This is a genomic window from Pseudomonas sp. PAMC25584, from assembly GCF_058135675.1.
In genome coordinates this window covers 747,501-772,725 of record NZ_CM176870.1, presented here as the reverse complement: position 1 = coordinate 772,725, position 25,225 = coordinate 747,501, and the positions used below count along the sequence as shown (strand labels likewise).

Sequence of the window (25,225 nt, the reverse complement as noted above, 5' to 3'; positions counted from 1 at the left end):
ATCAGCACAAGGCACGAACCGCGATCATAGGCCTCGCCTGCCCCCTGCACAATCGTACAAGACCCCGGCAGACAAGGGCCTCAGACTCGGCTAACGTGTTTCCACCTCTTCTTGTGACAAGTCACCATGGGTAAACCCACCCCCACCCTCGACTGGCTGCACCGCGCGCCGCACGCCAGCGGCCTGGACCGCATCGAGGCGTACTTTGCCGGCTTTGCGTTCGACCCGCATCGCCATGACACCTATGCCATCGGCCGGACCTTGTTCGGCGTGCAGAGTTTTCATTATCGCGGTGGCATGACCCATGGCCTGCCCGGCACCACCATGGTCATTCATCCTGACGAGACCCATGACGGCCGCGCCGGCAGCGAGGAAGGTTTCAAGTACCGCATGATCTACGTGGAACCGGCGCTGATCCAACAGATCCTCGGCGGCAAGCCGTTGCCGTTTATCCCCGGCGGAGTGTCCACCGACCCGTGGTTGCACCGCGCCAGCGAAGTGTTGCTGCAAAGCCTGGACTGCCCGATCGACCCGTTGCAGGAGCAGGACGCCCTGTTCGACCTGGCCCAAGCCTTGAGCAACGCCTCGGGCGCGATCACCACCCGCAAGACCTTCGATTACGTGGCTGCCGAACGCGCCCGGGAATTTATCCACAGCGCCCTGGGCCGCAGCATCACCCTGGATGAAATGGCCGCCCACGCCGGCCGCGACCGCTGGGCCTTGTCGCGGGATTTTCGCTTGTTGTTCGGCACCAGCCCCTACCGCTACCTGACCATGCGCCGGCTGGATCTGGTACGCAGCCTGCTGGCCCAGGGCAGACCGCTGGTGGACGCAGCGATGCTCGCCGGCTTCAGCGACCAGAGCCATATGACCCGGCAATTTCGCAGCACCTACGGCATGCCCCCAGCGCGCTGGGTGAAGATGCTCGGGCGCTGAACAGGCTCAACCGGCGGGCGTGAGCGGATGCCCGTCTATCGGCTGGCCGATGGTGAGGAAATGCCCGCCCGCCACATGGTGCAGGGTGCGCAGTTGATCAAAGCCTTCGAAATGCCAATGCCCGTCGCTGAACACGCGCTCGTCGGCATACGCGGCAACCACTTCGCCGAGGAACAGGTCGTAGGTCTGCTGGGTATGCGGCTCGGGCAGCAGGCGGCATTCCAGCCAGGCGACGCAGCCTTCGAGCAAGGGCGCTTCAGTGTGTTCGCCGTCGAAGGTGTGCAAGCCATAGGCGGCGAATTTATCCAGATCGGCGCCGCTGGTAGTGCCCACGGTCTGTACGAGATCGGCCTGGGCCGCGCAGGGCACCTGCAACACGAAGGTGCCGGCGCGTTCCAGCAGTTGGCGGGTCCAGGTGGCCTTGTCCAGCACGACGGCAACTTTCGGCGGTTCGAAATCCAACGGCATGGCCCAGGCCGCGGCCATGATAGCGCGCTGGCCATTATGCGCGGCGCTGACCAGTACGGTCGGGCCGTGGTTGAGCAAGCGGTAGGCCTTGGGCAGCGGAACGGGGCGGCGGTGATCAGGGCTCATGGAGGATCGGCTCTTCAATCGTGAAAAAAACTACGATACCTCAAGCACAAGCCCTACGGGTCAGCTCGACAGCTGGTTAGCGAACTGTCCGACGGCGCTGACGACCTTTTGCGCGCCGTCCTGGATTTCCACGATCACCGTGCCGGCTTCGGCGGCCAGGGCCAGGCCCTGCTCGGCTTGCTGGCGGCCGTCGGTCATCAGGTTCACGGCGTCACGGGCCATGTCCTGGTTCTGACGCACCACCCCGACAATCTCTTCAGTGGCCCTGCTGGTGCGCGACGCCAGTTGGCGCACTTCGTCGGCCACGACCGCAAACCCGCGCCCCTGTTCGCCGGCACGCGCCGCTTCAATGGCCGCGTTGAGCGCCAGCAGGTTGGTCTGTTCGGCGATGCCGCTGATGGTCTTGACGATGCTGCCGATCACTTGGGACTGGGCATTCAGCGCCTCGATGCCCTCGCCGGCCTGCTGCAGGTGGTGGGCCAGCTCGCGCATCACGTCGACCGCCTGCGTCACTACCGTGGTGCCGCGCTGGGCACTGCTGTCGGTGTGCAGCGAGGTGCTGTAGGCAATGTTGGCCGCCTCGGCAATCGCCTGTTCACGGTTGACCTGCTCGGTGATCACGGTGGCGAACTTGACCACTTTGTACAGACGATCATTGGCATCCAGCACCGGGTTATAGGTGGCCTCAAGCCATACCGCACGGCCATGGCTGTCCACGCGTTTGAAACGTGCCGCGACAAACTCGCCAGCGTTCAGGCGTTTCCAGAAGTTCTGGTACTCGGCGCTGTTGTATTCCGCCGGCTCGCAGAACATACGGTGATGTTTGCCCTGGATCTGCGCCAGGCTGTAACCCATCGCATTGAGAAAACCCGCGTTGGCGGTGAGCACATGCCCGTCCAGGTCGAACTCGATCACGGCCGTGGAGCGCACCAGCGCGGAGATCAGGTTTTCGTGCTCGCGCGACGCCTCGATGGTGCGCGTGAGGTCGCTGGAGAACATCGAAATATGCTTGATGCGCCCGTCGGAGCTGCGCACCGGCTGCACGATCGAACGCAACCACGCTTCCTTGCCATTGCCGCGCAACAGGCGCACGGCACCGGCAAAGTGTTCGCCGCGCACCAGTGCGTTCTTGAAGCGCTGCTGGAATTCGTCCTGACGCAGGTAGGCCGGCACCAGCTCGTCAACGGGCCGCCCCAGCAGTTGCGACATCGAGTACGCCAGCTCCTGCAGGAAGTTGGCATTCGCCCACTCCACCCGGCCTTCGGCGTCCAGTGTCAGGCACAACATTTCGCTTTCCAGGCTTTCCTTGACCTGCTGCAAGCTGGACAACTCTTCGCGAAGAGCAGACAGCTCCTGCTTCAAACGGGTGTTGAACATGGGACACCGATGGTCATGAGAAAAGGACGAATCTGACCTGCATCGGCGTGGCCGGGGTTTTCTGAAGAGCGGTTCGATGCCCGGCGTGACTCTTTTTTAGTTCAGTGTCGAGACTAACGAAGCAACCCTGACGCGAGGTTCACCAGAAGATTACTTCTTTGTTAGGTAGCGCCGAGGTTCCACAATTGTAATGCTCACGCAACGCAGCCGTTATCCGCAGTTTGCAACTATCAGCCCGGGCCAAATCAATAAGAACGCGCGCCTCCATAAAAAGCTGATAACTGCCAATACCGAGGAGCGAAACATGCGTATCCGTGATGACCCCCTTCCCCTTTCACTGGTCGTCACACTGCCCCTGGCAGCGCTGGCCGTGGAAAACAAGCCCGAAGGCTTTATCGAAGGCAGCAGCGTGAAGGTGCTAGCACGTAATTTTTACTTCAATCGCGATGATCGCAAAGGCCAATCCAGCCCGACCGGCAACGGCTATTCAGAAGCCTGGTCGCAGAGGCTGATCGGCAAGTTCGAGTCCGGTTTCACCCAGGACACCGTGGGTGTTGGCCTGGATGCGTTTGCCATGGTCGGCGTGAAACTCGATTCGGACACCGGCCGCAGCGGCGGCAAGGGCTCGTTCGGCGTGTTGCCGGTGGACAGGCGGCGATAGCTGACACGGCCATTGGCGACCACCAGGCCGCGCTCGGCCAGTGCCAGGGAGCGTTGCGCCAGCTCGAGGCGTTCCTGGGCGCGAAGGGCGCCGTAATAGCGCTCGATCACCTCGGCGCGCACGTCGTTGCGGCGCTGTTGCAAGGTCAGCGCCGCGACGTCCTGGCCACGCGTGGCCAGCTCAATGCGCGCACCGCGCTTGCCGCCCAGTTCCAGGGTCTGGCTTAACGTGAGCGTGGTGGTGCGGGTGTCGCGGCGGGTGTCTTCGGCATCCCATGAGGCCAGCGGGTTGGGGATCAACCCCGCCTGCTGGCGACCGCCGCTGGCGATGTCGATCTCCCATTGCGCGGCGGCCAGGTCGGGGTTATTGGCGAAGGCGGTTTGCAGGGCAGCGTCGAGGCTCAGGGTCTGGGCGCCGTCGCCAGCAACACGACGATCGAGCACAGTAATGTTCTTGCACGAGTTGGCATAACGAGAGTTCCAGGCCCATGAAATGGCGGATAAATCCAAGCCGGGGCACTGTAACTTTCGGTACTTATCAGGGCGGTGGGGCGAACATTACAAATCCGTTAGTAAGGCTCAAGCATGGGCTTCTTCGGGCCCGTCACGATGAAAACCCTCGCCCTCGACCTGCAGCGTGACGTGGGAAATATCGAATTGTTCATGCAGCAATTGCGTCACTTGAGCGAGGACCTGTTGCTCGACGCCCGGCACCGCGTCCGCCACCAGATGGCTGCTCAGCACGTTCTTGCCACTGGTGAGTGCCCAGATATGCAGGTCATGTACATCCTTCACGCCAGGTACGCCACGGATGGCCTGTTCCACGCTGTCGATATCGATGCCGTCGGGCACACCTTGCAGCAGCACATTCATGCTCTCCTTGAGCAACACCCAGGTACGCGGTAACACCCAGAAACCAATTGCCGCCGCCACCACCGAGTCGACCCAACCCCAGCCGGTCAACATGATCACCACGGCTGCGATGATCACGCCGACAGAGCCGAGCATGTCACTCCAGACCTCCAGGTACGCACCTTTGACATTCAGGCTTTCGCCGCTGCCAGCGCGGAGCAGGCGCATGGAAATCAGGTTGACGAGCAGCCCCAGCACGGCGATCACCAGCATGCCCGTCGACTGGATCTGCGCAGGCGCCTGCAGGCGTTGATAGGCCTCAAACAGGATGTAGAACGCCACTGCAAACAGCAGCAACGCATTGAAGGCCGCCGCGAGGATTTCAAAGCGCGCGTAGCCGAACGTGCGCTTGCGGTCTGCGGGGCGTTTGGCGATTTGGATCGCCACCAGGGAAATCGCCATGGCCAGGGCATCGGTCATCATGTGCGCGGCGTCGGACAACAGCGCCAGGCTGCCGGTGATAAAGGCACCGATCACCTCGGCAATCATGAAGCTGCTGGTCAGCCCGAGGGCGATCCATAACGGGCGTTCGTGACCGGCGCGTACCTGGGCGTGGTTGTGTCCTGCGCTCATGAAACATCCTCGTGGGGAGTGGTTGCATGAATCATAGCGCCATAGCGGAAGGTTCGGATGGGCTCGGCACTTCCTGACCGCGCCCTCAGGCGGCTAACGTGTGGCGCTTGCTGAACAGCGCCACACTCACCCCCCCCACCGCGCCCATCACCACGCAATAGCCCACGCAAATCCATGGGCTGGTCGGCATCAGTGCAATCAGGATCAAGGGCGTGGTGCTCGCCCACAGCGCGTAGGCGATGTTGTAGGTGAAGGAAATGCCCGACACCCGCACCGGCGCCGGGAACAGCCCGACCATCACCGACGGCACTGCGCCGACCACGCCGCAGCTCAAGCCTGCCACGGCATACGCGGCGCCGAGCCAGACGCCACCGGCGATCAGGCTGGCGTATAACACCGCGATCCCCAGCGGCAGCAACAGGCTGTAGACCAGCACCGCGCGCCAGGCGCCGATGCGGTCCACCAACAGGCCGGCCAGGACGCACCCGAGGTTCAGGAACACGATGCCCAGCGCGCTCAGGGCGAAGGTGTGGCTGGGCGTCATGCCGAAGGTTTTCTGCATCATGGTCGGGGTGATGACCACCAGCACCACCACGGCCGAGGTGAGCACGCAGGTGAGGATCATCGCAGGCAGCAATACGCCGCGATGCTCGCGCAACACGGTGCGCAGCGGCATTTCGGCGGCGGCTTGGCGGCGCGCCTGCATGTCGAGGAACACCGGGGTTTCGTTGAGCCAGCGGCGCAGCCACACGCCGATCACGCCGAAGACACCGCCGAGCAGGAAGGGGAAGCGCCAGGCGTAGTCGAGGATCTCCGCCGGGGTGAAAAGTTGCGCCAGCAGCGTGGCGGTCAGTGCGCCGAGCAGGTAGCCGAAGGTCAGTCCGGCTTGCAGGAAGCCCAAGGCGTAACCGCGGTGATGAGTCGGCGCATGCTCGGCGACGAAGGTCCAGGCGCTGGGCACTTCACCGCCCACCGCCGCGCCTTGCAGCACGCGCAGCACCAGCAGGATCAGCGGTGCGAAATAGCCGATCTGCGCGTAGGTCGGCATGATCCCAATCAGCAGGCAGGGCAAGGCCATCATCAGGATGCTCAGGCTGAACACGCGCTTGCGCCCCAGGTGATCGGCGAAGTGCGCCATCAGGATGCCGCCCAGCGGGCGCGCGAGGTAGCCCGTAACGAAGATCCCGAAACTTTGCAGCAGGCGCAGCCACTCGGGCATTTCCGGCGGGAAAAACAGTTGGCTGAGGGTCAGCGCGAAAAACACGAAGATGATGAAGTCGTAGATTTCCAGGGCACCGCCGAGGGCGGCCAGGCCCAGGGTTTTGTAGTCGGAGCGGGAAAAACGCTGCGCCTGTGCAAGCGAGGTGGCAGTCATGTTGAGGCTCGGCAGACAAACAAAATGGCGTGCAGGTTATGAGCTGAGCCGGATGATGGCAATCGCGGCGGATATATTTGTTTTCCTCATTGATCGATGAAGATAACTGCATTCCCATATCAATGGCCGTAGCGGAACATGCCGTAAAACTGCCAACACCATAACAACTATAAGAGGAATGACTCGTGGCCGATGCTCTCGAAGAAAGCCGCTATGCCCGATTTGCCCTGAGCTGCTCCAATTTCGCCGAACGCTGGTTTCCTGACTCCTGGGTGTTTGCCGCCCTCGCCGTGATCATTGTCGCCGTGGCGACCCTGGGCATGGGCGCCGCGCCGACCGAGGCCGCCAAGGCGTTCGGCGATGGGTTCTGGAGCCTGATCCCGTTCACCATGCAGATGGCCTTCGTGGTGATCGGCGGTTATGTGGTCGCCAGTTCGCCGCCGGCGGTGAGGCTGATCGACCGCCTGGCGCGCATCCCGAAGAACGGCCGCTCGGCCGTGGCCTGGGTGGCGTTGATTTCCATGGTTGCCTCCTTGCTCAACTGGGGCCTGTCCCTGGTGTTCGGCGGTTTGCTGGTGCGCGCATTGGCGCGGCGCACGGACTTGCGCATGGACTACCGCGCTGCCGGCGCCGCAGCCTACCTGGGCCTCGGTGCGGTGTGGGCGTTGGGGCTGTCGTCGTCGGCCGCGCAGTTGCAGGCCAACCCGGCCAGTTTGCCGCCGTCGATCCTGTCGATCACCGGGGTGATCCCGTTCACCGACACCATCTTCCTGTGGCAATCCGGCGCACTGTTGCTGGCGCTGATCGTGGTCTCGCTGATCATCGCCTACGCGACCGCACCCGGCCCGAACAGCGCCCGTGATGCCAAGGCCTGCGGGGTCGACCCGGCCTTCAACCTGCCCAAGCCGCAGGCACCGACCCGCCCAGGCGAATGGCTGGAGCACAGCCCGGTGCTGACCATCCTGCTGGCGCTGCTGGCGGCGGGTTGGTTGTTCCACGAGTTTTCGACCAAGCCGGCGATCAGCGCCATCTCCGGGCTGAACACCTATAACTTCCTGTTCATCATGGTCGGAGCGCTACTGCACTGGCGCCCGCGCAGCTTTCTCGATGCGGTCGCCCGCGCGGTGCCGACCACCACTGGCGTGCTGATCCAGTTCCCGCTGTACGGCTCGATTGCCGCGCTGATGACCGTGGTCAAGGGCGGCGACGGCCAGACGCTGGCCCACCATATCTCGACCTTCTTTACGTCCATCGCCTCCCACGACACCTATGCCCTGTTGATGGGTGTGTATTCGGCGGTGCTGGGCTTCTTTATCCCGTCGGGCGGCGGCAAGTGGATCATCGAAGCGCCCTACGTGATGCAAGTGGCTAATGACCTGCAATACCACCTGGGCTGGGCCGTGCAGATCTACAACGCGGCCGAGGCGCTGCCGAATTTGATCAACCCGTTTTATATGCTGCCGTTGCTGGGCGTGTTGGGGCTGAAGGCGCGGGATTTGATCGGGTTTTCGTTCGTGCAGTTGCTGGTACACGCGCCGTTGGTGTTGTTCCTGCTGTGGGCGTTGGGGGCGACGTTGAAGTATTTGCCGCCGGTGATGCCTTAAACGCAGCGACAAGCTTGAGGTTTTTAGCTCCAGGCTTGCCGCTTAAAGCGTGTAACTTCGAGCTGTCTTCCCTCCGTCACATTCCACTGCTACCGTCCTGGCGAAATATCTTGCAATAAATAGCCAGCAAGGACTCCCCGCAATGAGTGACGAGCACGAAGACCGCCCTGCCTCTGATTCCATCGACCAACCGCCGGTAGACACCAGCCGACGGCGTTTCCTGGGGGGTGCGGCGGTGCTGGGGGTGGGCGCGACCTTGAGTGGCTGCGGCAACTCCAGCGAAGCGCCGGGCAAACCGGTGGCGCGGCCGCTTACGCCGCAAGAGTTGGATAAAGCGTTACACGACCAAGTGAAAACCGTCGTGGTGATCTACGCCGAAAACCGCAGTTTCAACAACCTGTTTGCCGACTTCCCGGGGCTGGAGAAACCGCTGTCGGCGTTGTCCGCTGCCGACTATCAGCAGCGCGACCGCGACGCCAGCGTATTGACCACCCTGCCCCCGGTGTGGGGTGGCGTGTTGCAAGTCGGCTCGCAAAGCGTCGACGGGGTGACCTACCCCAGTGAAGTGCAATTCCAGGAAAACCTGCCCAACGCCCCGTTCGCCCTCAAGGGCCCGAACGCCGAAGACCTGCCCTTGAGCCTGGTCACCCGTGATTTGTGGCACGTGTTCTACCAGAACCAGATGCAGATCAACGGCGGCAAGAACGACGGCTTCGTCGCATGGGCCGATTCCGGCGGCCTGGTGATGGGGCATTACGCCCAGAGCCGTTATTCCCTGCGCCTGTGGGACGTGGCCAAGGCGTTTGTGCTCTGCGATAACTTCTTCCAGGGCGCGTTTGGCGGCTCGTTCCTCAACCACCAATACCTGATCAGCGCCACCGCGCCGGTTTATCCGAACGCGGCGCAGTCGGTGGCCAAGGCGCAGATCGCCACGCTGCAAAGCGATGATCCCAACGACCCACGCCTCAAGCCCCTGGACAAATCCCCGGCCAGCGCCATGAGCGGCCCGCCGCAGTTCGGCCCGAGCGCATTGACCCCGGACGGTTACGCCGTGAACACCCTGGCCCCGCCCTACTGGCCGACCTGGATTCGCGACCCGCAAAACCCGGACTACGCCAAGCCCGACCTGCCCAACGTGCTGGTGCCGCAGACGCACGAACACATCGGCGACAAGCTGTCGAAAAAGCACATCGACTGGGCCTGGTACGCCGGGGCCTGGCAGGCGACGCTGGAGCAGTTCAAGGACTCGGGCGGCATTCCGAAGATCCCCAACTTCCAGTACCACCACCAGCCGTTCAACTACTTCAAGCAACAGGGCCCGGAAAACCGCGCGGAGCGTGACAAGCGCCTGCGCGACGCGGGCCTGGGCGATGAGTCGAGCACCAACACGTTCTTTGCCGACGCGCAGGCGGGCAAACTACCCGCCGTGACCTTCTACAAACCCCAGGGCAACCTCAATATGCACGCCGGTTATGCCGACGTCGCCTCGGGTGATCGCCATATCACCCGCGCCCTGAAGGTGCTGCAGGAAAGCCCGCAGTGGAAAAACATGGTGGTGGTGGTGACCGTCGATGAAAACGGCGGCTGGTGGGACCATGTGGCACCGCCCAAGGGCGACCGCTGGGGCCCTGGCACGCGGGTTCCGACGCTTGTGGTGTCGCCGTTCGCGCGCAAAGGCACGGTGGACCATACGGTGTACGACACTGCGTCGATCCTGCGCCTGATCACCCGCGTTTTTCAGTTGGAGACACTCGACGGGCTCAAGCAGCGCGACGACGCCATGATCGCCCGCGGCCAGAAACCGATGGGCGACTTGAGCAATGCGCTGCAGTTCGAGGTGTAGGACGGCTTATCCAATAGCGACATGCCCGGCAATTTTGCACGCGGTTTTCCTGGTCAGCCGCTACTGTGTGAGGGTGGGCTTTCACCCCGCACAGGCAGGCTTTCGCGGACAAGGAATCATCTATGTTTAAACCGACCAGGTTGTCCTTCACCTTGGCCGCACTGCTGGCGAGTGCGGTCGTACAGGCCGACATCGAAGTCCCCCTGGGCAGCACGCAACGGGTTACCCAGTTGTTCGCTTACCCCAATAACTGCAATGTGATCTGCTTTCGGCCCTGGACGCTGGAGCAGACCGCCGAGCATTACCTGAACCAGAGCCTGCAGCGCGACGGTTACAGCCGCGCCAAAGTCAGCGTCAAAATCCATGATGGCCAGGTCGCGGCGACCTTCAGCGGGGTGCCCGACAGCTATGGCCTCCCGCTGACGAGCTTGCTCGCGACCGCCGACCTGGCCTACCAGGGCGCGAGCCGGCTCAATAGCGACGGCAAGTGGGCCTACAACTGGTACTTGTTCCTGCCGCTGGGCATGGCCCTGGAAAACCGTAAAAGCATCGAGTTGCTGCACTTCCCGCCGGATTATTCACTGACCCAGGCCCAGGATTACCTGGAATCGGCCACCACCGACCGCTGGGCCACCCTGCTCGTCGACAATGGCATTCCGGCCAGCGAAACCCCGGCCTACCAGACCATCATCGACATCGCGCCGATCGCCGCGCCGTCCAACGCGGGTAAGGACCTGGAAAACGTCTACAGCTACTTCACCGACTACCAGACACGCATGGTCGCGCAGCTGAGCCAGCCCCCCAAAGGTTCGTTGCCGATGGTGGCGTTCGGCGCCCCGGTGCGCAGTTGGATCAAGCAACAATACGGGCAAACCGTGGGCGTGCTGGGCCTGGCGCAGATCAGCCCGGCCCCCGGTAAAACCGTCTCGGTGCTGGGCGCCAACCACCCCAGTTACATCTGGTACGCGGCCAGCCCGGACACCTATGACGGTAACGCGCAGAAGGCCGACGAGGCCGGTTTGAAAGTGATGGGCCAGGACTTGAGCGCCGCCTGCTGGCAAGCCGGAATGGGCCAGAAACCGGCGAGCGATGCGAATGTGCTGCTCAAGGCGTGCATGAACACCTGGCAAGTCACGCGCAAAGAGCAGACCTGTGAACTGTTCTACACCTCGGTGCGCAACCTGACCCCGGAGCAGGCGAACGCCAAATGCGCCACGCCCGCGATCAAAGCCCAGCTCAAGCAACTGAAAGACGCCGCCCCCGCCCCGGCAATCACCACCCCTGCGCTGTAACGCGCACAAAAAAGCCGATTTCTACTGTCAAACTTGACAGTAGAAATCGGCTTTATGTTCAGCGAGTCTTGATCCGGGCCCATCCGCTGCAAGACTGGCAGTCAGACACCACCCGCAGGTCGATGCAGCCCAACCAAGGAGAGTTATGAAGACTCGAACCATGGATAAGGCTGTAAACGCTATGAATGATTGCCTTTACCCGTTCAAGACACTGTTCGTCGAGCAGGGCTACCCTTCGTCCAAACACTTCCAGGTCATCCAAACCACGGACGGCGCCGGAGCCGGGATCAAGGCTCGCATCCCCTTTGACAGTCGCGTGCGCATTGCTAAGGTCTCCGGCTACGCGGTGAACGAGCGACGCCCGCACACCTTGCAGGTGTCGCCACGCATCCACTTGTACGACTGTTGGTTCTGCGGCCTGCTGCACCACTCCTGCAACCCGAATGTATTTTTAGACACCACCTACCTGGAGCTCTGGACCGTGCAGTCCATCCCCGCCGACACCCGGCTGACCCTGGATTACGCCAGCACCGAGGACACGCTGTTCCGGCAGTTCGCTTGCCAATGCGGCGAGCTGAACTGCCGGGGCTGGATCACCGGCAGCCAGGAGCCGTTGAACGCCGAGGGGCAGGCGTTCATGACCGAGTGGCGCGAGCGCAAGCGCCCTTAGACTTCACCCAGCGGGCGCAAGCGATACTGCGGCGGCAACTGCTCAAAACCACTGATGGTGGTGTTCAAGCTCTTCCAGCGGCCATCCTTGATGCCGTAGATGCAGCCGTGGATCGACAGGCTCTGCCCGCGGTGCCAGGCGTTTTGCACAATGCTGGTGTGACCGACATTGGCCACCTGCTGAATCACATTCAGCTCGCACATGCGGTCGACGCGTTCTTCTTCGCTCGGCAACTGCGCCAACATCTCGCGGTTTTCGTAGTACAGGTCGCGAATGGTGCGCAGCCAGCCGTCGATCAGGCCGAACTGGCGGTCCTGCATCGAGGCCCGCACGCCGCCGCAGCCATAGTGGCCGGTGACCAGGATGTGTTTGACCTTAAGCACATCGACGGCGTACTGAATCACCGACAGGCAGTTAAGGTCGGTGTGCAGCACCACGTTGGCCACATTACGGTGTACAAACAGATCACCCGGCAGCATGCCGACGATCTCGTTGGCCGGTACACGGGCGTCTGAGCAGCCGATCCACAGGTACTCCGGTGTTTGCTGGCGGGCCAGCTTGGCGAAGAATTCGGGATCTTCCTGTGTGATCGCATCTGCCCAGCGTTCGTTGTTATCAAGCAGGTCTTGTAGTTCGTTCATCAGGGAAAGCCTCAGGAATGATGCGCAGCTTTGACAGACGACCGCCCGTCCGGGTCACGCCGGGAATAAAGATAGTCGGCGGGCAATTACTTGAATCTTGGGGCGCCAAGCCTGTCCACACACTATAAGCCCCACAGTATGAGGATTGGCCATGACTGAATCACGACGTCCATACGGCGCTACCCAGCCGGAACCGATTGATGACAACGAGGATCGCATGGGCCAGATGCGCGAGTTGGACTTTGACGAGGAAGAGCCGACGGCGCAAATCGGCGATGAACTGCCGCGTGGCGAACGCAAACGCCGGATGCCCGACGAACGGGTGGGTGAGGCCGGGATGGCCGGCGCGTCGACCGATGACGACATGAGCCCGGAAAACCTGATCCGTGAGGACGGCGCGCGGGATGCACAGGAAGCAGGCGAAGGCGAACAGGCCGATTGGGACCTGAGCATCGTGGATGAAGATGATATCGGCGGCGGCAACGGGCTGGATGAGGCCGAATTGGCTGATCTGGACCCTGTCGACGGCAACCGCTGACACACCGTAGATCCAAATGTGGGAGGGGGCTTGCTCCCGATATCGGAGTGCCAGTAACCGATAAGTGCCTGACACACCGCAATCGGGAGCAAGCCCCCTCCCACATGGGTTGCGTGTTTAATCGACCAGGGTGCAGGCCATCACGACCGCATCTTCGCGCCCACCGACGGCCGGGTAGTAATCGCGCCGACGCCCGATTTCATTGAAGCCATAGCGCTCGTACAGTCGGAACGCGCCGGTATTGCTGTCACGCACTTCGAGGAAACATTCTCGTGCAGTGGCGGCATACGCGCGGGACATCAGGTGCTCCAGCAGCGCCAGGCCGAGGCCGCGGCCCTGGTTTTCCGGTTTGACGGTGATGTTCAGCAAATGCGCCTCATCGAGGATGATCTGCACCACCCCGTGACCCACTTGCTGCTCACCTTCGAACATCAACCAAATCTGGTACTTGCCCAGCCCGTCGAGAAAAATCCCGCGGGTCCAGGGGTGGCTATACGCCGCGTATTCGATTTTCAGCACGGCGTCGAGGTCGGCCTCGGTCATCGGGCGAAAGGATAAAGCCTCACTCATCGGTTGTTTTCCAGCGCGCCATCAGCCGGCGCATGGCTTGCCAGACATCAGCCTTACGCTGTGGCTCTTCCATTAATAATTCCAGGCCCGGCAGGGCCCATACCGAGCCCAGGCCTTCGACCTGCAGCTCGCGGTACCAGGCTTCGGCATCGGCTTCGCCGGCAAAACGCACGGCGGGCAGGCCGATCAGCCACAGGCACACGCAGGGTTCGTCTTCCAGGCGCGCCGACACAAAACCTTGCACAAAATCTCGCGCAGCGTCCGGGCCCTGGTCCATCGTGCCGCGCACCAGCAACGGCCAGCGCACCGGGTCGCCGACGATTTGCGGGCTGTCGGGCAAGCCGGCGGCGCGCAGCATGTCCTTGAGCAACATGTAGGCCGGGTCGCGGGTCTGGAAGCGCTCGCCGGTCGGCAGCTCCACCAGCAACAGGCAACGCCCGGCCCGCAGCAGTTGCAGGGCAAATCGTGGGGGTGGGACGACAGGCGCCTTGACCACCGGCGCCGCTTCTTCAGCCACCAGCGGTTTGGCCATCGGCGACGGGCGTGGCACCTCGACCTTGGCGCGTTCTACCACCGGGCGCACCGGCGGCTCAGGCTTGACCACCGCCACCGGCGCTGCGGCCTCTTCCCCCGAGGTCTCGAAGGCCTCTTCGGGCTCGAGCACCTGCAGCAGCTCGGGCCGCGACGGGGCGGCAAACGGCAGTTCGGTGCGGGGCAGCCAGTTGACCACCTGCATGGCGGTCAAGTAAGCGCGACGTCGGGACTCGATAAGCACAGCTCGGCCACTTGTGGATAAGTAAAGAGTGGGGATTCTACCGCTGTTCGGTAACAATCGCCCACTGCGCACTGACCGGCTGTGGATAAATCCCGCGCCTGATGCAGTACAATCGCGACTTTTAATCGCCAACCAGCCGGCCATTCCCATGATCGAACCCAAGCGCGTCCTGCGCGCCCTCGCCGAACACTGGGCCTTACTTGAGCCACTGTGCGAACACTTCGACCAAGGCACCCTGAGCCTCGGCGAGCTGCGCGCACAACTGGCCGCCCAACAACTGGACAGCACGCCCCAGGACATCACCAGCTTGCTGGACGTGTGGATTCGCCTGGATATCCTGGTGCCTGTCGCCAAGAGCCCGAACCGTTTCGAGCTCAACGCGCAGATCCACGACTTCCTGGCCTATCTTCGCAAGGAGCACCGGCTTGGCCTGTGCCTGGAAATCGAAGCCTACCTGCGCCACCTCGAGCGCCTGGCCGGTTATATCCAGGACGCCTTCGACATCCGTGACGGCCACGACCTGGCCCGTCAACTGCGCCTGCTGGACATGCGCGTGCGCGACGTGCTGAAAAAGCTCGCCAACGACGAGCAAGCCCTCGTCGCCGTGGCCGACCGCGCCAAGACCAGCGACCGACAGATCCCGTTGCGTCAGCGTTACGCCGAAGTGCTGGCGACCTGGGACGAATACGTCGAACCGATGATCCAACTGGTAAACGCCGACGGCGCCTTCGAACAAGGCGTGCGCAAGGTCGAAAACGTGCTGCTGCGCATGCTCACCGAGCAGCAGCGTCTTGGCCATCTGGTCGACGACGACATGCTGTTGCGCACCCACGCGCGCATCCTCGAAATGCAGACCAGCGCCCAACTGACCCTGCGTCACGCCCGCGAGCTGCTGCTGCCGTTGCGTGAAGAAGCGCGTCGGCACAACGCCGTGACCCGTGGCGCAGCGCTTGCCTTGTCGGCCATTCGCCGTAAAGGCCTGGACGCGGTGCCGCAGGCCGCGATGCCGATGTTTACCCGGCCGCAAAGCACCTTCCTCGGCAGTGCCAGTCAGGTCGAAGCCTATGTGTATGCCCTGGCGAACTTCGAGCCGAAACCCGCGCGGTTCCCCAAGGCGCACAAGGCCCCTACCGGCGAAGCCCAGCGCGCACCGCGCACGGTCAAGGAAATGCTCGAACGCTGCGAAGACGCGCTGCCGATGCCGGACCTGATGACCTGGCTGCTGGAACAGGAACCGGACGGCGCCACCGACGAATTGCTGTACTGGTTCTCGCGCCTGTCCCGCGAAAAACGCTTCAAGCGCGAGCGCCTGGAGCGCCGCGATTACCACACACACGAGCATCAGGTCAGCCTGCGCTCATTCGCCCTGCTCCCGGCCAGCACAGACGCGGCCGAGCATTCTGCGAGCACCCCTTATGCATCTTGATCTATCCGAACTGTCCCAACTGGCGCCGATCTTTCGCGAGCTGTTCAAGGGTTACCACGTCAGCCGCCGCGACCCGGAGCTGTACGCGCAACTGTCGAACTTCCAGGACCAGTACCGCACGCTGTTCAAGGCCCTGGGCTTTGAGCTGGTCTGCGATACGCGCGGTTTCTACTACTTCGTGCCGGACTCCGCCATCGCCAGCGCGCAGGTGAACAAGACCGCGCAACGCCTGGCGTTGTTCACCTTCATCATCGTCGAGCACCTGGCCGACCAGGGCCGCGACCCGATTGCCGTGCTCGACGGCGGCAGCCTCGGCCGCGATGAACTGCCGTCGCTGTTGGAGAAATACCGCGACCTGTTTATCCAGGCCGAAGTGCAGACCCAGGAAGAGCTCGAAGAAAAAATCATGCGCCGCATGACCCAGCTGGGTTTTGCCAGCGAGGACAACGGCATCTATCGCTTCCTGCCGCCGATGCACCGCTTCCTCGATGTGTGCCTGTCGGTGCAGCAGGACCGCGACCTCGCGGCCAGCATCCACAGCGTGCTGCCATTGCCGGCGCCGGTGATCATCAACGAAGACAGCGACGAAAAACTGCTGAAAACCGATGACCCGCTGGACTTGAGCGACTTTGCCGAAGACAGCGAAGAAGACGCCCTGGCCCGCGCCATTGCCGAAGAACAGGAGACCGATGCATGAGCAAGGAACGCTACGGCATCCGCCGCTTCGCCCTATTGAATACCGCCGGCTACAGCCTGGGTTTGTTCCCGCTGGAAGAGCCGCTGTCGGTGTATGGCGCGAACAACCTGGGTAAATCGGCGTCGATCAACGCCTTGCAGTTCCCGATCCTGGCGCGCATGTCGGACATGAGTTTCGGCAAGTACACCCTGGAACAATCGCGGCGCTTCTACTTTGCCACCGACACCAGCTACATCCTCGTCGAAGTCTCCCTGCCCCACGGCCCGCACGTGATCGGCGTGGTCGGACGCGGCCCGGGCGGTGGTTTCGGTCACCAGTTCTTTGCCTACGCCGGCAAGCTGGACCTGGCCCACTACCAGAAAAACGACACCTGCCTGCGCCAGAAAGAGCTGTTCACCAACCTTGAGCGCGAGGGCCTGAAAGCCTACGAACTCAAGCCCGATGAACTACGCCGTTTGCTGGTCGGCGGCCACACGTCGATCCCGCTGGACCTGACGTTGATCCCGCTGCGTTCCACCAGCGAACAGAGCCTGAAGACCTTCCGCGCGCTGTTTATCAACCTGCTGCACATGCGCGAAATCACTGCCGCCAAGCTCAAGCAATTGTTCCTCGATGCGTTCGAGCACAGCCTGCGTTCCGGCAGTGTCGATTACATCGCCGCGTGTGAAGAAGCCTTCCGCGACGTGCGACGCATGGAGCAGGACTACAACTCGCTGGTCGCCGCCGGCCCGCTGGTCGAGGCCCTGGCCAATGGCGTGAAACAACGCGACATCCTGCGCGGCAAACTGCATCGCCTGTCGCCGCTGCTGGATTCGCTGCTGGGCACCTGGTCGGACTACGCCGGTGCGCGCAAGGAAGAGCTGACCCTCCAGGCCGAGCACTACCGCAACGAGCAGGACGCGCTGCAGAACAACCAGCGTGGCGGCACCCAGGAGCTGATGCGCCTGGAGCGCGAAATCAGCGGCATCCAGCGTTGGCTGGGCGAGCTGTCGGTGCTCAAGCATCGCTTTGCGCTGGTCGATGACGTCAAGGTGCTGGAACAGCAACTGCTGGCGGCCAAGGATGCCCACGATGAACTCGCCGGCGCCCTGGCGCAGTCGCGGCAGTTCAGCGCCGAGGACTTGGACGAGCGCCTGCGCGACCTGGAAAAACGCTTGAAGTCGGTCAAGCAGCAGCTCGACCACGCCGACAACAACAGCTACGCCAAACTGCGCGAGGAATTCTCACAGCAGGATGTCGAGCGTCTGATGCGTCTGTTCAACAGTTCGTTGTTCAGCCTGCCGTTGGGCGAGCATGGCATCACGCTGGATGAGGACGGCCAGTGGGTCAAATCCCTGGAACTGATCCTCGATGGGTTCAAGGGTGAGCGCTTTGAAGTGCCGGGGCTGTCCATCGACATCTCCCACATCGAGCCACCCGCCTTGCAGGCCCTGGCGGATCGCGCAGCCTTGCGCGACCAGAAAGAGCGTCTGGAAAAAGAACTCAAGCAGCTCAAGACGCAACAGGCGGTTGCCTCTGACCGCGCCGCGAGCAAAACCCAGACCGAAGCGCTGTACCAGCAAGTGCTGGACGCGCAAAAGGCGCTGGAAGATTTCCGCCGCGCGCAGACCCTGAGCGCCGAAGAAGGCGAGAAGCTGGAACAGCTGGCGCAGATGGAAGCGGCCCAGGATGAATTGAAGCGTTCCAGCGATGCGTTCACCGAACGCGTGCAGCAACTGTCGGCCAAGCTGCAACTGGTCGGTCGCCAGATCGGCGATATGGAAGCCAAGCAACGCACCCTGGATGACGCGTTGCGCCGTCGCCAGTTGCTGCCGGCGGACTTGCCGTTCGGCACGCCGTTCATGGACCCGGTCGACGATTCCATGGACAACCTGCTGCCACTGCTCAACGACTATCAGGACAGTTGGCAGGGCTTGCTGCGCGCCGATGGCCAGATCGAAGCGCTGTACGCCCAGGTACGCCTCAAGGGCGTGGCCAAGTTCGACAGCGAGGACGACGTGGAGCGTCGCCTGCATCTGCTGATCAACGCGTATGCGCACCGCACCGACGAAGCCCTGACCCTGGGCAAGGCGCGGCGCGCGGCGGTCACCGACATCGCGCGGACCTTGCGCAATATCCGCAGCGACTACGACAGCCTGGAACACCAACTGGCCTTGTTCAACCGCGAGATCAACAAGCGCCAGGTGTCGAACCTGCAGAGTTTCCGCATCGTGCTGGCGCCAAACAAGGAAGCGCTCAAGCATATCGACCAGATCATCCACAGCGCCGGTCAGTACGAAGAAGGCGAAACCCTGTCGGTGTTCGACTTGAGCCAGAGCGCCGATCAGGACAACAAGAACGAAGAGGCCAAGGAATACCTGGCGCGCCTGGTCGCGGCCAACCATAACCAGTTGGGTCTCAAGGACTTGTTCGAGCTGGCGTTCGAGATCACCAAGGTGAATGGCCAGCCAGTGATTCACACCGACATCGACGGTGCGGCGTCCAACGGCACCACCATGACCATCAAGGCGCTGACCAACATGTATTTGTTGCTGCACTTGATGGACCGCGACCAGGCCGGGCGTGTGCGCTTGCCGTACTACCTCGATGAAGCGGCCGACATCGACGAGAAGAACCAGGCGGCGCTGCTGGAAACCAGCCTGCAGTTGGGCTTCGTGCCGATCCTGGCGAGTGTGAAGCCGCAGGTGTCCGCCCAGGTGGCGATCGACCTAGAAGGCGGCAGCGGGCCGAATGGCATCTACATCGATGAGGCGGACTGGAAGTACATCCGTCGCCATGATGCGGTGAAGGCGACGGTAAATGTGCAGGCGGATGAGCCGGAGTTGGATGAGGTCTGACGTTTTGCGTTGAAATGCAAAAAGGCCGCGATCTTATGGATCGCGGCCTTTTTTGTGGGCTGGGGTTTGGCGGTGTTTTTGAGGGCCTCGTCGCGGGCAAGCCCCCTCCCACATTTGACCGAGTTTATCCTGTAGGAATGCGCTCGAAGGTGGGAGGGGGCTTGCCCGCGATAGCCGCGCCTCGGTCTACTTACCCAGCGGAATCTTAGGTGCCCAGGTCAGCCACTCATCTTCAAACTTGTCGAACAGCGGGAAGGTTTGCTGCGGCCGTGCGGCGCTGCCCATGCGTTCGCCATCGGGTGTGGCAAAGGCGATGCCGCCGGCGACCAGGGTTTCCAGGGACTCGGTGCGCACCGTCGCGCCTTTGAACAGGCCGAAGTCGAGACCAAAGCCGCTGGTGTTCCAGAAGCGGCTGCCGCTGCGCACCAATGCCGCGTACTTGGGTTCGATCAGGATATGGATCAACACGCGGTCGGCGGTCTGGCCCAACTCGTAGCCGGTGACTTTGCCCACGGTGACTTCGCGGTAAGTGACGGGTACGCCTTCTTTGAGCGAACCACGGCGTGCGGCGCTGAGTGTCAGGCTCAGGCCGGCCTCCTGGTGGACGGCTTCGGGCGGTTGGTCCAGCGCGACAAAGCTCTTTTGTGTCCCGGCGTTTTTCACTGCGGGCAGCACCTCGATGTATTGGCCGGTGACCAGGGTTTCCAGGTTCGAGGTTTTCATCAAGCCCAGTTCCGGCTTGACCACCCAGAACTGGCTGCCGACGCGCGCGATGCGATCCGCGACCTGGGTGATGCGCGCACCGAGCAGCACCGATTGCATATCGGCGCTGAGGTCGACGCTCTCGATCTTACCGACGTCCAGGCCTTTGAAACGCACCGGGGTGCCGGGGCGCAGGCCGTCGGCGCGGTCGACTTTGATGGTCACCAGGGTGCCACTCTGATTCGCCGCTTCACGATCGGTGAACAGGCGGAAACGTGGGATACGCTTTCTCAGCGGCACGTTCGGTTCCGGCGTTTCGAAGGCGATACCGCCAGATATCAGGCTGGCCAAGGATTCGCTTTTTACCTGGATACCGCCCGTGAGGCCGCCGGTCAAGGTTACACCGCTGGCATTCCAGAAACGCGTCGAGCCATTGACCAGGTTGGCGTATTCCTTCTCGATGTGGACACCGATCACCAACTGTTTGTTTTTGCGTGAGAACTGGTAGCTCTGCACCGAGCCGACCTTGACCTGTTTGTAGAGGATCGGGCTGCCAACATCCAGGGAGCCGAGGTTGTCAGTGAAGAGCACCATGTGCAGGCCAGGAGAACGCAGGTCCAAGGGCGGTGCCTTGGCCCGAGCCACGTACTCGCGTTGGGGGGCAGTGCCTTTGTCACCGGGACGAACCGCGATGTAGTTACCTTTGACCAACGCCTCGAGCCCAGTGATACCGGCCAGGGAAATCGACGGTTTGACCACCCAGAATTGGGTGTCCTGTACCAGGTAGTCTTCAGCCAATGGGTCGAGGGTCAGCTCGGCGTTGGCACTGGACAGGTCCGGGTCGATCTTCAGGGTTTTCAGGCTGCCGACCTGGATACCTTTGTACATCACCGGGGTACGCCCGGCCTGCAGGCCTTCGAAGTCGCTGAGTTTGACCTTGACCTTGATGCCGGCGGCGGCGGCGTCGAAGTCTTCATATAGGCGGAAGGGCAGGCTCGGATCGGTCGGCGGGCTGTCCTTGCGATTCTCCGGGGTGGCGAAGGCGATACCGCCGGCGACGATACTGGAGAGTGATTCGCTGCGTATCTTCAAGCCGGAGAGGTTCGCGTCGATGCTGATGCCGCTGGCGTTCCAGAAACGCGTGTGTTTGCGCACCAGGCTGGCGTAGGTCGGTTCGATGTAGACCTTGATCTCGACGGTGCTCTGGTCCTCGGACAACAAGTAGCTTTTGACCTGGCCGACCTGGATCTGCTTGTAGAACACCGGGCTGCCGCGGTTGAGCGAGCCAAGGCGGTCGGCCTTGATGGTCAAGTGCAGGCCGGGCTTGGCGTCGGACAAGGGCGGCTCTTCAGACAGCGCCTTGAATTTGCGCGTGGACTCACCATCGCCAGGGCTGGCGGCAATGTAGTTACCCGACACCAGCGTCTCCAGGCCGGTGATGCCGGCGAGGCTGACGCTGGGTTTGACCAGCCAGAAACGCGTATTGGTCTTGAGGTACGGCTCGACATCCTTGTTCATCTCGATGGTGGCAATCACCCCGCGATTGTTACCTTCGTCGTCCAGGGCCAGGGTCTTGACCTTGCCCACGGGCATGCCTTTGTAGACCACTTCGGTCTTGTTGACCTGGATGCCTTCGCCGCTTTCGAAGCGTACCTGGATCTCGATACCTTGCTGAGAGTAGGCACGCCAGCCCAACCAGCCGCCGATGATCAGGGCGATCAGGGGCAGTACCCAAATGGCCGACCAGTTGGAGGCCGGGCGGGTTTTAGCTTTAGGCAAATCACTCATGGTCGTCGTCCGACTCCGTGTTATCCCAAATCAGTCGGGGATCAAAAGTTACTGCGGCAAGCATCGTCAAGATCACCACACTGGCGAACGCCGCCGCGCCGAGATTGGCCTCGACACTGGCAAGCCGTCCAAAGTTTACAACCGCCACCAGGATGGCGATCACGAAGATATCCAACATGGACCAGCGGCCGATGAATTCGATAAAGCGGTACATGATAATCCGTTGTTGCGCGGACAGCGGTTGGTGACGCTGCACCGAGAACAGTAGCAGACCAATGCCCACCAGCTTGAACGTCGGCACCAGGATGCTGGCGATGAACACCACGGCAGCGATGGGGAACATGCCGTGCTGCACCAGTTGGATCACACCGGACATGATGGTGCTGGGGTCGCCCTGGCCGAGAGAATTGACGGTCATGATCGGCAGCAAGTTGGCGGGGATATAGAGAATCGCGGCGGTGATCAGCAACGCCCAGGTTCGCGTGAGGCTGTTGGGGCGACGGGCATGGACCAGCGCACCGCAACGAGCGCAGGTTTGCTCATCGGTGTCCGGTTCTTGCTTGTTCAATTCGTGGCATTCGGTACAAATCAGAATGCCTGCATCAATCGCCCGCATGATCATCCTCCCCTGACAGTGATTGCCAGATCTGGTGGGGCGACATCACCACCTCAAGCAGAACCTGAACCATTAATAGGCTGACGAAGCAGACCAGGCCCAGGCCAATCGTAATGGAGGCCATGTCGGCGAGTTTTACGATCGCCACCAGGACGCCCATCAGGTACACCTCCAACATCCCCCAATCTTTCAGGTGATGGTAAATGCGGTACAGCAGCAGCCCGTAACTGCGGCCGATGTTCCAGCGAATGCTGAGCAACACCGCCAATTGGCAGAGCAGCTTGAGCAGGGGAATGCCCATGCTGCACAGGAACACAACGGCGGCGACGCCGCGCATGCCGGTGTCGAACAGGCCGACTACGCCGGTCCATACGGTGTCCTCTGAGGACTGCCCGAGTAGATTAAGCTGCATGATGGGCAAAAAGTTCGCGGGGATGTACAGCAACAGTGCTGCCAGCACTAAGGCGAGGCTTCGTTCGACGACGTTGTGGCGGTGCGCGTACAGCTCGTAACCACAACGCGTGCACTGGGCTTTTTCGCCGAGCGCGAGCACAGGTTTGCGCATCAATAAATCGCACTCATGGCATGCCACCAGGTCGTCCAGGGGTAAATCCGACACCTTGGGGGCATCATCCGGATCGGGCATAGATAGGGCTCGGACGCTAAAAAAGGTTAGGTGCCTATTCTAGTGGTCTAGTTCAGAAATAACTGTGCAAATTTGTCGGATGCTGGATCGTCGCAAGACTCTTCGCACTTTTCGAGCGGACAAACAAAACCCCTGTCTGCGTAAGCAAACAGGGGTTCTGGAATTTAATCTTGACGATGACCTACTCTCACATGGGGAAACCCCACACTACCATCGGCGATGCATCGTTTCACTGCTGAGTTCGGGATGGGATCAGGTGGTTCCAATGCTCTATGGTCGTCAAGAAATTCGGGTACTGAGTCGTGGCCAGCTGGCCTCGCTTCAGCAAATTGGGTATGTGATAGCTTTCGGTGTTTTGTGAGATTCGAACTTTCGGTTCGTTTCGTCTTCACACACCGCAATCTGATGCTCTTTCGAGTAGTCAAATTGCTTGGGTGTTATATGGTCAAGCCTCACGGGCAATTAGTATTGGTTAGCTCAACGCCTCACAGCGCTTACACACCCAACCTATCAACGTCGTAGTCTTCGACGGCCCTTCAGGGGACTCAAGGTCCCAGTGAGATCTCATCTTGAGGCTAGTTTCCCGCTTAGATGCTTTCAGCGGTTATCTATTCCGAACATAGCTACCCGGCAATGCCACTGGCGTGACAACCGGAACACCAGAGGTTCGTCCACTCCGGTCCTCTCGTACTAGGAGCAGCCCCTCTCAAATCTCAAACGTCCACGGCAGATAGGGACCGAACTGTCTCACGACGTTCTAAACCCAGCTCGCGTACCACTTTAAATGGCGAACAGCCATACCCTTGGGACCGGCTTCAGCCCCAGGATGTGATGAGCCGACATCGAGGTGCCAAACACCGCCGTCGATATGAACTCTTGGGCGGTATCAGCCTGTTATCCCCGGAGTACCTTTTATCCGTTGAGCGATGGCCCTTCCATACAGAACCACCGGATCACTAAGACCTACTTTCGTACCTGCTCGACGTGTCTGTCTCGCAGTCAAGCGCGCTTTTGCCTTTATACTCTACGACCGATTTCCGACCGGTCTGAGCGCACCTTCGTACTCCTCCGTTACTCTTTAGGAGGAGACCGCCCCAGTCAAACTACCCACCATACACTGTCCTCGATCCGGATAACGGACCTGAGTTAGAACCTCAAAGTTGCCAGGGTGGTATTTCAAGGTTGGCTCCACGCGAACTAGCGTCCACGCTTCAAAGCCTCCCACCTATCCTACACAAGCAAATTCAAAGTCCAGTGCAAAGCTATAGTAAAGGTTCACGGGGTCTTTCCGTCTAGCCGCGGATACACTGCATCTTCACAGCGATTTCAATTTCACTGAGTCTCGGGTGGAGACAGCGCCGCCATCGTTACGCCATTCGTGCAGGTCGGAACTTACCCGACAAGGAATTTCGCTACCTTAGGACCGTTATAGTTACGGCCGCCGTTTACCGGGGCTTCGATCAAGAGCTTCGCGTTAGCTAACCCCATCAATTAACCTTCCGGCACCGGGCAGGCGTCACACCCTATACGTCCACTTTCGTGTTTGCAGAGTGCTGTGTTTTTAATAAACAGTCGCAGCGGCCTGGTATCTTCGACCGGCATGAGCTTACGGAGCAAGTCCTTCACCCTCACCGGCGCACCTTCTCCCGAAGTTACGGTGCCATTTTGCCTAGTTCCTTCACCCGAGTTCTCTCAAGCGCCTTGGTATTCTCTACCCAACCACCTGTGTCGGTTTGGGGTACGGTTCCTGGTTACCTGAAGCTTAGAAGCTTTTCTTGGAAGCATGGCATCAACCACTTCGTTAACTAAAAGTTAACTCGTCATCAGCTCTCGGCCTTAGAATCCCGGATTTACCTAAGATTCCAGCCTACCACCTTAAACTTGGACAACCAACGCCAAGCTGGCCTAGCCTTCTCCGTCCCTCCATCGCAATAACCAGAAGTACAGGAATATTAACCTGTTTTCCATCGACTACGCTTTTCAGCCTCGCCTTAGGGACCGACTAACCCTGCGTCGATTAACGTTGCGCAGGAAACCTTGGTCTTTCGGCGTGGGTGTTTTTCACACCCATTATCGTTACTCATGTCAGCATTCGCACTTCTGATACCTCCAGCAAGCTTCTCAACTCACCTTCACAGGCTTACAGAACGCTC

The 25,225-nt window shown here is 61.2% G+C and carries 18 protein-coding genes, 2 rRNA genes and 4 pseudogenes (1 of these 24 running past the window's edge); 10 read left to right on the top strand and 14 right to left on the bottom strand.

Going from position 1 to position 25,225, the window contains the following annotated elements; all coding sequences use genetic code 11:
* Window positions 1-126 precede the first annotated feature (126 nt).
* Window positions 127-936, top strand: coding sequence for an AraC family transcriptional regulator (locus ACS5Q8_RS03390; protein WP_276196370.1), 810 nt, complete (start codon window positions 127-129; stop codon window positions 934-936).
* Between the two features lie 6 nt (window positions 937-942).
* Here ACS5Q8_RS03390 and ACS5Q8_RS03385 read toward each other — a convergent pair whose 3' ends face one another.
* From ACS5Q8_RS03385 to ACS5Q8_RS03375, 3 genes and pseudogenes are all read right to left on the bottom strand, one after another.
* Window positions 943-1,530 (bottom strand): flavin reductase family protein, encoded by a 588-nt coding sequence (locus ACS5Q8_RS03385; RefSeq protein WP_426100811.1) that lies wholly within the window; start codon window positions 1,528-1,530, stop codon window positions 943-945.
* A gap of 60 nt (window positions 1,531-1,590) precedes the next feature.
* Window positions 1,591-2,019, bottom strand: a pseudogene (locus ACS5Q8_RS03380) (methyl-accepting chemotaxis protein); the annotation flags it as partial.
* A gap of 111 nt (window positions 2,020-2,130) precedes the next feature.
* Window positions 2,131-2,817 (bottom strand): annotated as a pseudogene (locus ACS5Q8_RS03375) (PAS domain-containing protein); the annotation flags it as partial.
* Between the two features lie 394 nt (window positions 2,818-3,211).
* On the opposite strand from ACS5Q8_RS03375, the pseudogene ACS5Q8_RS03370 reads away from it, so the two are divergent.
* Window positions 3,212-3,556: pseudogene (locus ACS5Q8_RS03370) on the top strand (OprD family outer membrane porin); the annotation flags it as partial.
* On the opposite strand, the pseudogene ACS5Q8_RS03365 reads toward ACS5Q8_RS03370, so the two are convergent.
* The 3 genes and pseudogenes from ACS5Q8_RS03365 to ACS5Q8_RS03355 all read right to left on the bottom strand — a co-directional run.
* Window positions 3,553-4,017, bottom strand: a pseudogene (locus ACS5Q8_RS03365) (TolC family protein); the annotation flags it as partial. The pseudogenes ACS5Q8_RS03370 and ACS5Q8_RS03365 sit on opposite strands and share 4 nt — an antisense overlap.
* 129 nt (window positions 4,018-4,146) lie before the next feature.
* Window positions 4,147-5,052, bottom strand: a complete 906-nt coding sequence (locus ACS5Q8_RS03360; protein ID WP_276196367.1) for a cation diffusion facilitator family transporter — start codon at window positions 5,050-5,052, stop codon at window positions 4,147-4,149.
* An 85-nt stretch (window positions 5,053-5,137) separates the two neighbouring features.
* Complete coding sequence (locus ACS5Q8_RS03355; protein ID WP_465159827.1) at window positions 5,138-6,427, bottom strand: MFS transporter; 1,290 nt, start codon at window positions 6,425-6,427, stop codon at window positions 5,138-5,140.
* Window positions 6,428-6,612: 185 nt separating this feature from the next.
* Between ACS5Q8_RS03355 and ACS5Q8_RS03350 the strand changes: the two genes are divergently transcribed.
* The 4 genes from ACS5Q8_RS03350 to ACS5Q8_RS03335 all read left to right on the top strand — a co-directional run bounded on the left by ACS5Q8_RS03350 (window position 6,613) and on the right by ACS5Q8_RS03335 (window position 11,836).
* Complete coding sequence (locus tag ACS5Q8_RS03350; RefSeq protein WP_465159826.1) at window positions 6,613-8,031, top strand: short-chain fatty acid transporter; 1,419 nt, start codon at window positions 6,613-6,615, stop codon at window positions 8,029-8,031.
* 142 nt (window positions 8,032-8,173) lie between these two features.
* The gene (locus ACS5Q8_RS03345) at window positions 8,174-9,874 is read left to right on the top strand and encodes an acid phosphatase (protein ID WP_276196364.1); all 1,701 of its coding nucleotides are present in this window, start codon (window positions 8,174-8,176) and stop codon (window positions 9,872-9,874) included.
* Between the two features lie 122 nt (window positions 9,875-9,996).
* The gene (locus ACS5Q8_RS03340; RefSeq protein ID WP_276196363.1) at window positions 9,997-11,166 is read left to right on the top strand and encodes a hypothetical protein; all 1,170 of its coding nucleotides are present in this window, start codon (window positions 9,997-9,999) and stop codon (window positions 11,164-11,166) included.
* A 145-nt stretch (window positions 11,167-11,311) separates the two neighbouring features.
* Window positions 11,312-11,836: an SET domain-containing protein-lysine N-methyltransferase gene (locus tag ACS5Q8_RS03335; protein ID WP_276196362.1), complete on the top strand. Its 525-nt coding sequence runs from the start codon at window positions 11,312-11,314 to the stop codon at window positions 11,834-11,836.
* Here ACS5Q8_RS03335 and can read toward each other — a convergent pair.
* Entirely contained in the window at window positions 11,833-12,477 is a 645-nt protein-coding gene (gene can / locus ACS5Q8_RS03330) for a carbonate dehydratase (RefSeq protein WP_276196361.1), read from the bottom strand. The two genes, ACS5Q8_RS03335 and can, sit on opposite strands and share 4 nt — an antisense overlap.
* 151 nt (window positions 12,478-12,628) lie before the next feature.
* Here can and ACS5Q8_RS03325 point away from each other — a divergent pair, with 151 nt between their 5' ends.
* Window positions 12,629-13,015: a serine kinase/phosphatase gene (locus tag ACS5Q8_RS03325; RefSeq protein ID WP_276196360.1), complete on the top strand. Its 387-nt coding sequence runs from the start codon at window positions 12,629-12,631 to the stop codon at window positions 13,013-13,015.
* Window positions 13,016-13,132: 117 nt separating this feature from the next.
* Here the strand turns inward: ACS5Q8_RS03325 and rimI are convergent, their stop codons facing one another.
* Window positions 13,133-13,585, bottom strand: a complete 453-nt coding sequence (gene rimI, locus ACS5Q8_RS03320) for a ribosomal protein S18-alanine N-acetyltransferase (protein ID WP_247405947.1) — start codon at window positions 13,583-13,585, stop codon at window positions 13,133-13,135.
* On the bottom strand, window positions 13,578-14,321 hold the full coding sequence (locus ACS5Q8_RS03315) for an energy transducer TonB (RefSeq protein ID WP_426100833.1): 744 nt from the start codon (window positions 14,319-14,321) through the stop codon (window positions 13,578-13,580). Before ACS5Q8_RS03315 ends, rimI begins: the two co-directional genes overlap by 8 nt.
* A gap of 187 nt (window positions 14,322-14,508) precedes the next feature.
* On the opposite strand from ACS5Q8_RS03315, the gene mksB reads away from it, so the two are divergent.
* Genes mksB through mksF form a run of 3 tightly spaced genes read left to right on the top strand, consistent with a single transcriptional unit; the run spans window position 14,509 to window position 19,320 of the window.
* Window positions 14,509-15,786, top strand: coding sequence for an Mks condensin complex protein MksB (mksB, locus tag ACS5Q8_RS03310; RefSeq protein ID WP_247404130.1), 1,278 nt, complete (start codon window positions 14,509-14,511; stop codon window positions 15,784-15,786).
* Window positions 15,776-16,483: an Mks condensin complex protein MksE gene (gene mksE, locus ACS5Q8_RS03305; RefSeq protein WP_443695411.1), complete on the top strand. Its 708-nt coding sequence runs from the start codon at window positions 15,776-15,778 to the stop codon at window positions 16,481-16,483. The genes mksB and mksE overlap by 11 nt, the downstream gene beginning before the upstream one ends.
* The gene (gene mksF / locus ACS5Q8_RS03300; protein ID WP_276196358.1) at window positions 16,480-19,320 is read left to right on the top strand and encodes an Mks condensin complex protein MksF; all 2,841 of its coding nucleotides are present in this window, start codon (window positions 16,480-16,482) and stop codon (window positions 19,318-19,320) included. The genes mksE and mksF overlap by 4 nt, the downstream gene beginning before the upstream one ends.
* Window positions 19,321-19,506: 186 nt before the next feature.
* Here mksF and ACS5Q8_RS03295 read toward each other — a convergent pair whose 3' ends face one another.
* The 5 genes from ACS5Q8_RS03295 to ACS5Q8_RS03275 all read right to left on the bottom strand — a co-directional run.
* Window positions 19,507-21,810 carry a PqiB family protein gene (locus ACS5Q8_RS03295; protein WP_276196357.1) on the bottom strand — a complete coding sequence of 768 codons (2,304 nt, stop codon included), beginning with the start codon at window positions 21,808-21,810 and terminating at the stop codon, window positions 19,507-19,509.
* Complete coding sequence (locus tag ACS5Q8_RS03290) at window positions 21,803-22,426, bottom strand: paraquat-inducible protein A (protein WP_276196356.1); 624 nt, start codon at window positions 22,424-22,426, stop codon at window positions 21,803-21,805. Before ACS5Q8_RS03290 ends, ACS5Q8_RS03295 begins: the two co-directional genes overlap by 8 nt.
* A complete protein-coding gene (locus tag ACS5Q8_RS03285) occupies window positions 22,413-23,072 on the bottom strand; it encodes a paraquat-inducible protein A (RefSeq protein WP_276196355.1) in 660 nt (219 codons plus the stop codon). Before ACS5Q8_RS03285 ends, ACS5Q8_RS03290 begins: the two co-directional genes overlap by 14 nt.
* A 168-nt stretch (window positions 23,073-23,240) precedes the next feature.
* Window positions 23,241-23,356, bottom strand: a 5S ribosomal RNA gene (gene rrf / locus ACS5Q8_RS03280).
* Window positions 23,357-23,513: 157 nt separating this feature from the next.
* Window positions 23,514-25,225: ribosomal RNA gene (locus tag ACS5Q8_RS03275) — 23S ribosomal RNA — on the bottom strand; it runs 1,179 nt beyond the window's last position.

What these genes read in the sequence shown, in the direction of transcription:
- mksB (WP_247404130.1), top strand. Translation starts at nt 14,509, where the DNA reads ATGATCGAACCCAAGCGCGTCCTGCGCGCCCTCGCCGAACACTGGGCC.
- ACS5Q8_RS03340 (WP_276196363.1), top strand. Translation starts at nt 9,997, where the DNA reads ATGTTTAAACCGACCAGGTTGTCCTTCACCTTGGCCGCACTGCTGGCG.
- mksE (WP_443695411.1), top strand. Translation starts at nt 15,776, where the DNA reads ATGCATCTTGATCTATCCGAACTGTCCCAACTGGCGCCGATCTTTCGC.
- ACS5Q8_RS03290 (WP_276196356.1), bottom strand. Translation starts at nt 22,426, where the DNA reads ATGCGGGCGATTGATGCAGGCATTCTGATTTGTACCGAATGCCACGAA.
- ACS5Q8_RS03335 (WP_276196362.1), top strand. Translation starts at nt 11,312, where the DNA reads ATGAAGACTCGAACCATGGATAAGGCTGTAAACGCTATGAATGATTGC.
- ACS5Q8_RS03345 (WP_276196364.1), top strand. Translation starts at nt 8,174, where the DNA reads ATGAGTGACGAGCACGAAGACCGCCCTGCCTCTGATTCCATCGACCAA.
- ACS5Q8_RS03315 (WP_426100833.1), bottom strand. Translation starts at nt 14,321, where the DNA reads ATGCAGGTGGTCAACTGGCTGCCCCGCACCGAACTGCCGTTTGCCGCC.
- ACS5Q8_RS03285 (WP_276196355.1), bottom strand. Translation starts at nt 23,072, where the DNA reads ATGCCCGATCCGGATGATGCCCCCAAGGTGTCGGATTTACCCCTGGAC.
- ACS5Q8_RS03385 (WP_426100811.1), bottom strand. Translation starts at nt 1,530, where the DNA reads ATGAGCCCTGATCACCGCCGCCCCGTTCCGCTGCCCAAGGCCTACCGC.
- mksF (WP_276196358.1), top strand. Translation starts at nt 16,480, where the DNA reads ATGAGCAAGGAACGCTACGGCATCCGCCGCTTCGCCCTATTGAATACC.
- ACS5Q8_RS03295 (WP_276196357.1), bottom strand. Translation starts at nt 21,810, where the DNA reads ATGAGTGATTTGCCTAAAGCTAAAACCCGCCCGGCCTCCAACTGGTCG.
- can (WP_276196361.1), bottom strand. Translation starts at nt 12,477, where the DNA reads ATGAACGAACTACAAGACCTGCTTGATAACAACGAACGCTGGGCAGAT.
- ACS5Q8_RS03325 (WP_276196360.1), top strand. Translation starts at nt 12,629, where the DNA reads ATGACTGAATCACGACGTCCATACGGCGCTACCCAGCCGGAACCGATT.
- ACS5Q8_RS03390 (WP_276196370.1), top strand. Translation starts at nt 127, where the DNA reads ATGGGTAAACCCACCCCCACCCTCGACTGGCTGCACCGCGCGCCGCAC.
- rimI (WP_247405947.1), bottom strand. Translation starts at nt 13,585, where the DNA reads ATGAGTGAGGCTTTATCCTTTCGCCCGATGACCGAGGCCGACCTCGAC.
- ACS5Q8_RS03355 (WP_465159827.1), bottom strand. Translation starts at nt 6,427, where the DNA reads ATGACTGCCACCTCGCTTGCACAGGCGCAGCGTTTTTCCCGCTCCGAC.
- ACS5Q8_RS03360 (WP_276196367.1), bottom strand. Translation starts at nt 5,052, where the DNA reads ATGAGCGCAGGACACAACCACGCCCAGGTACGCGCCGGTCACGAACGC.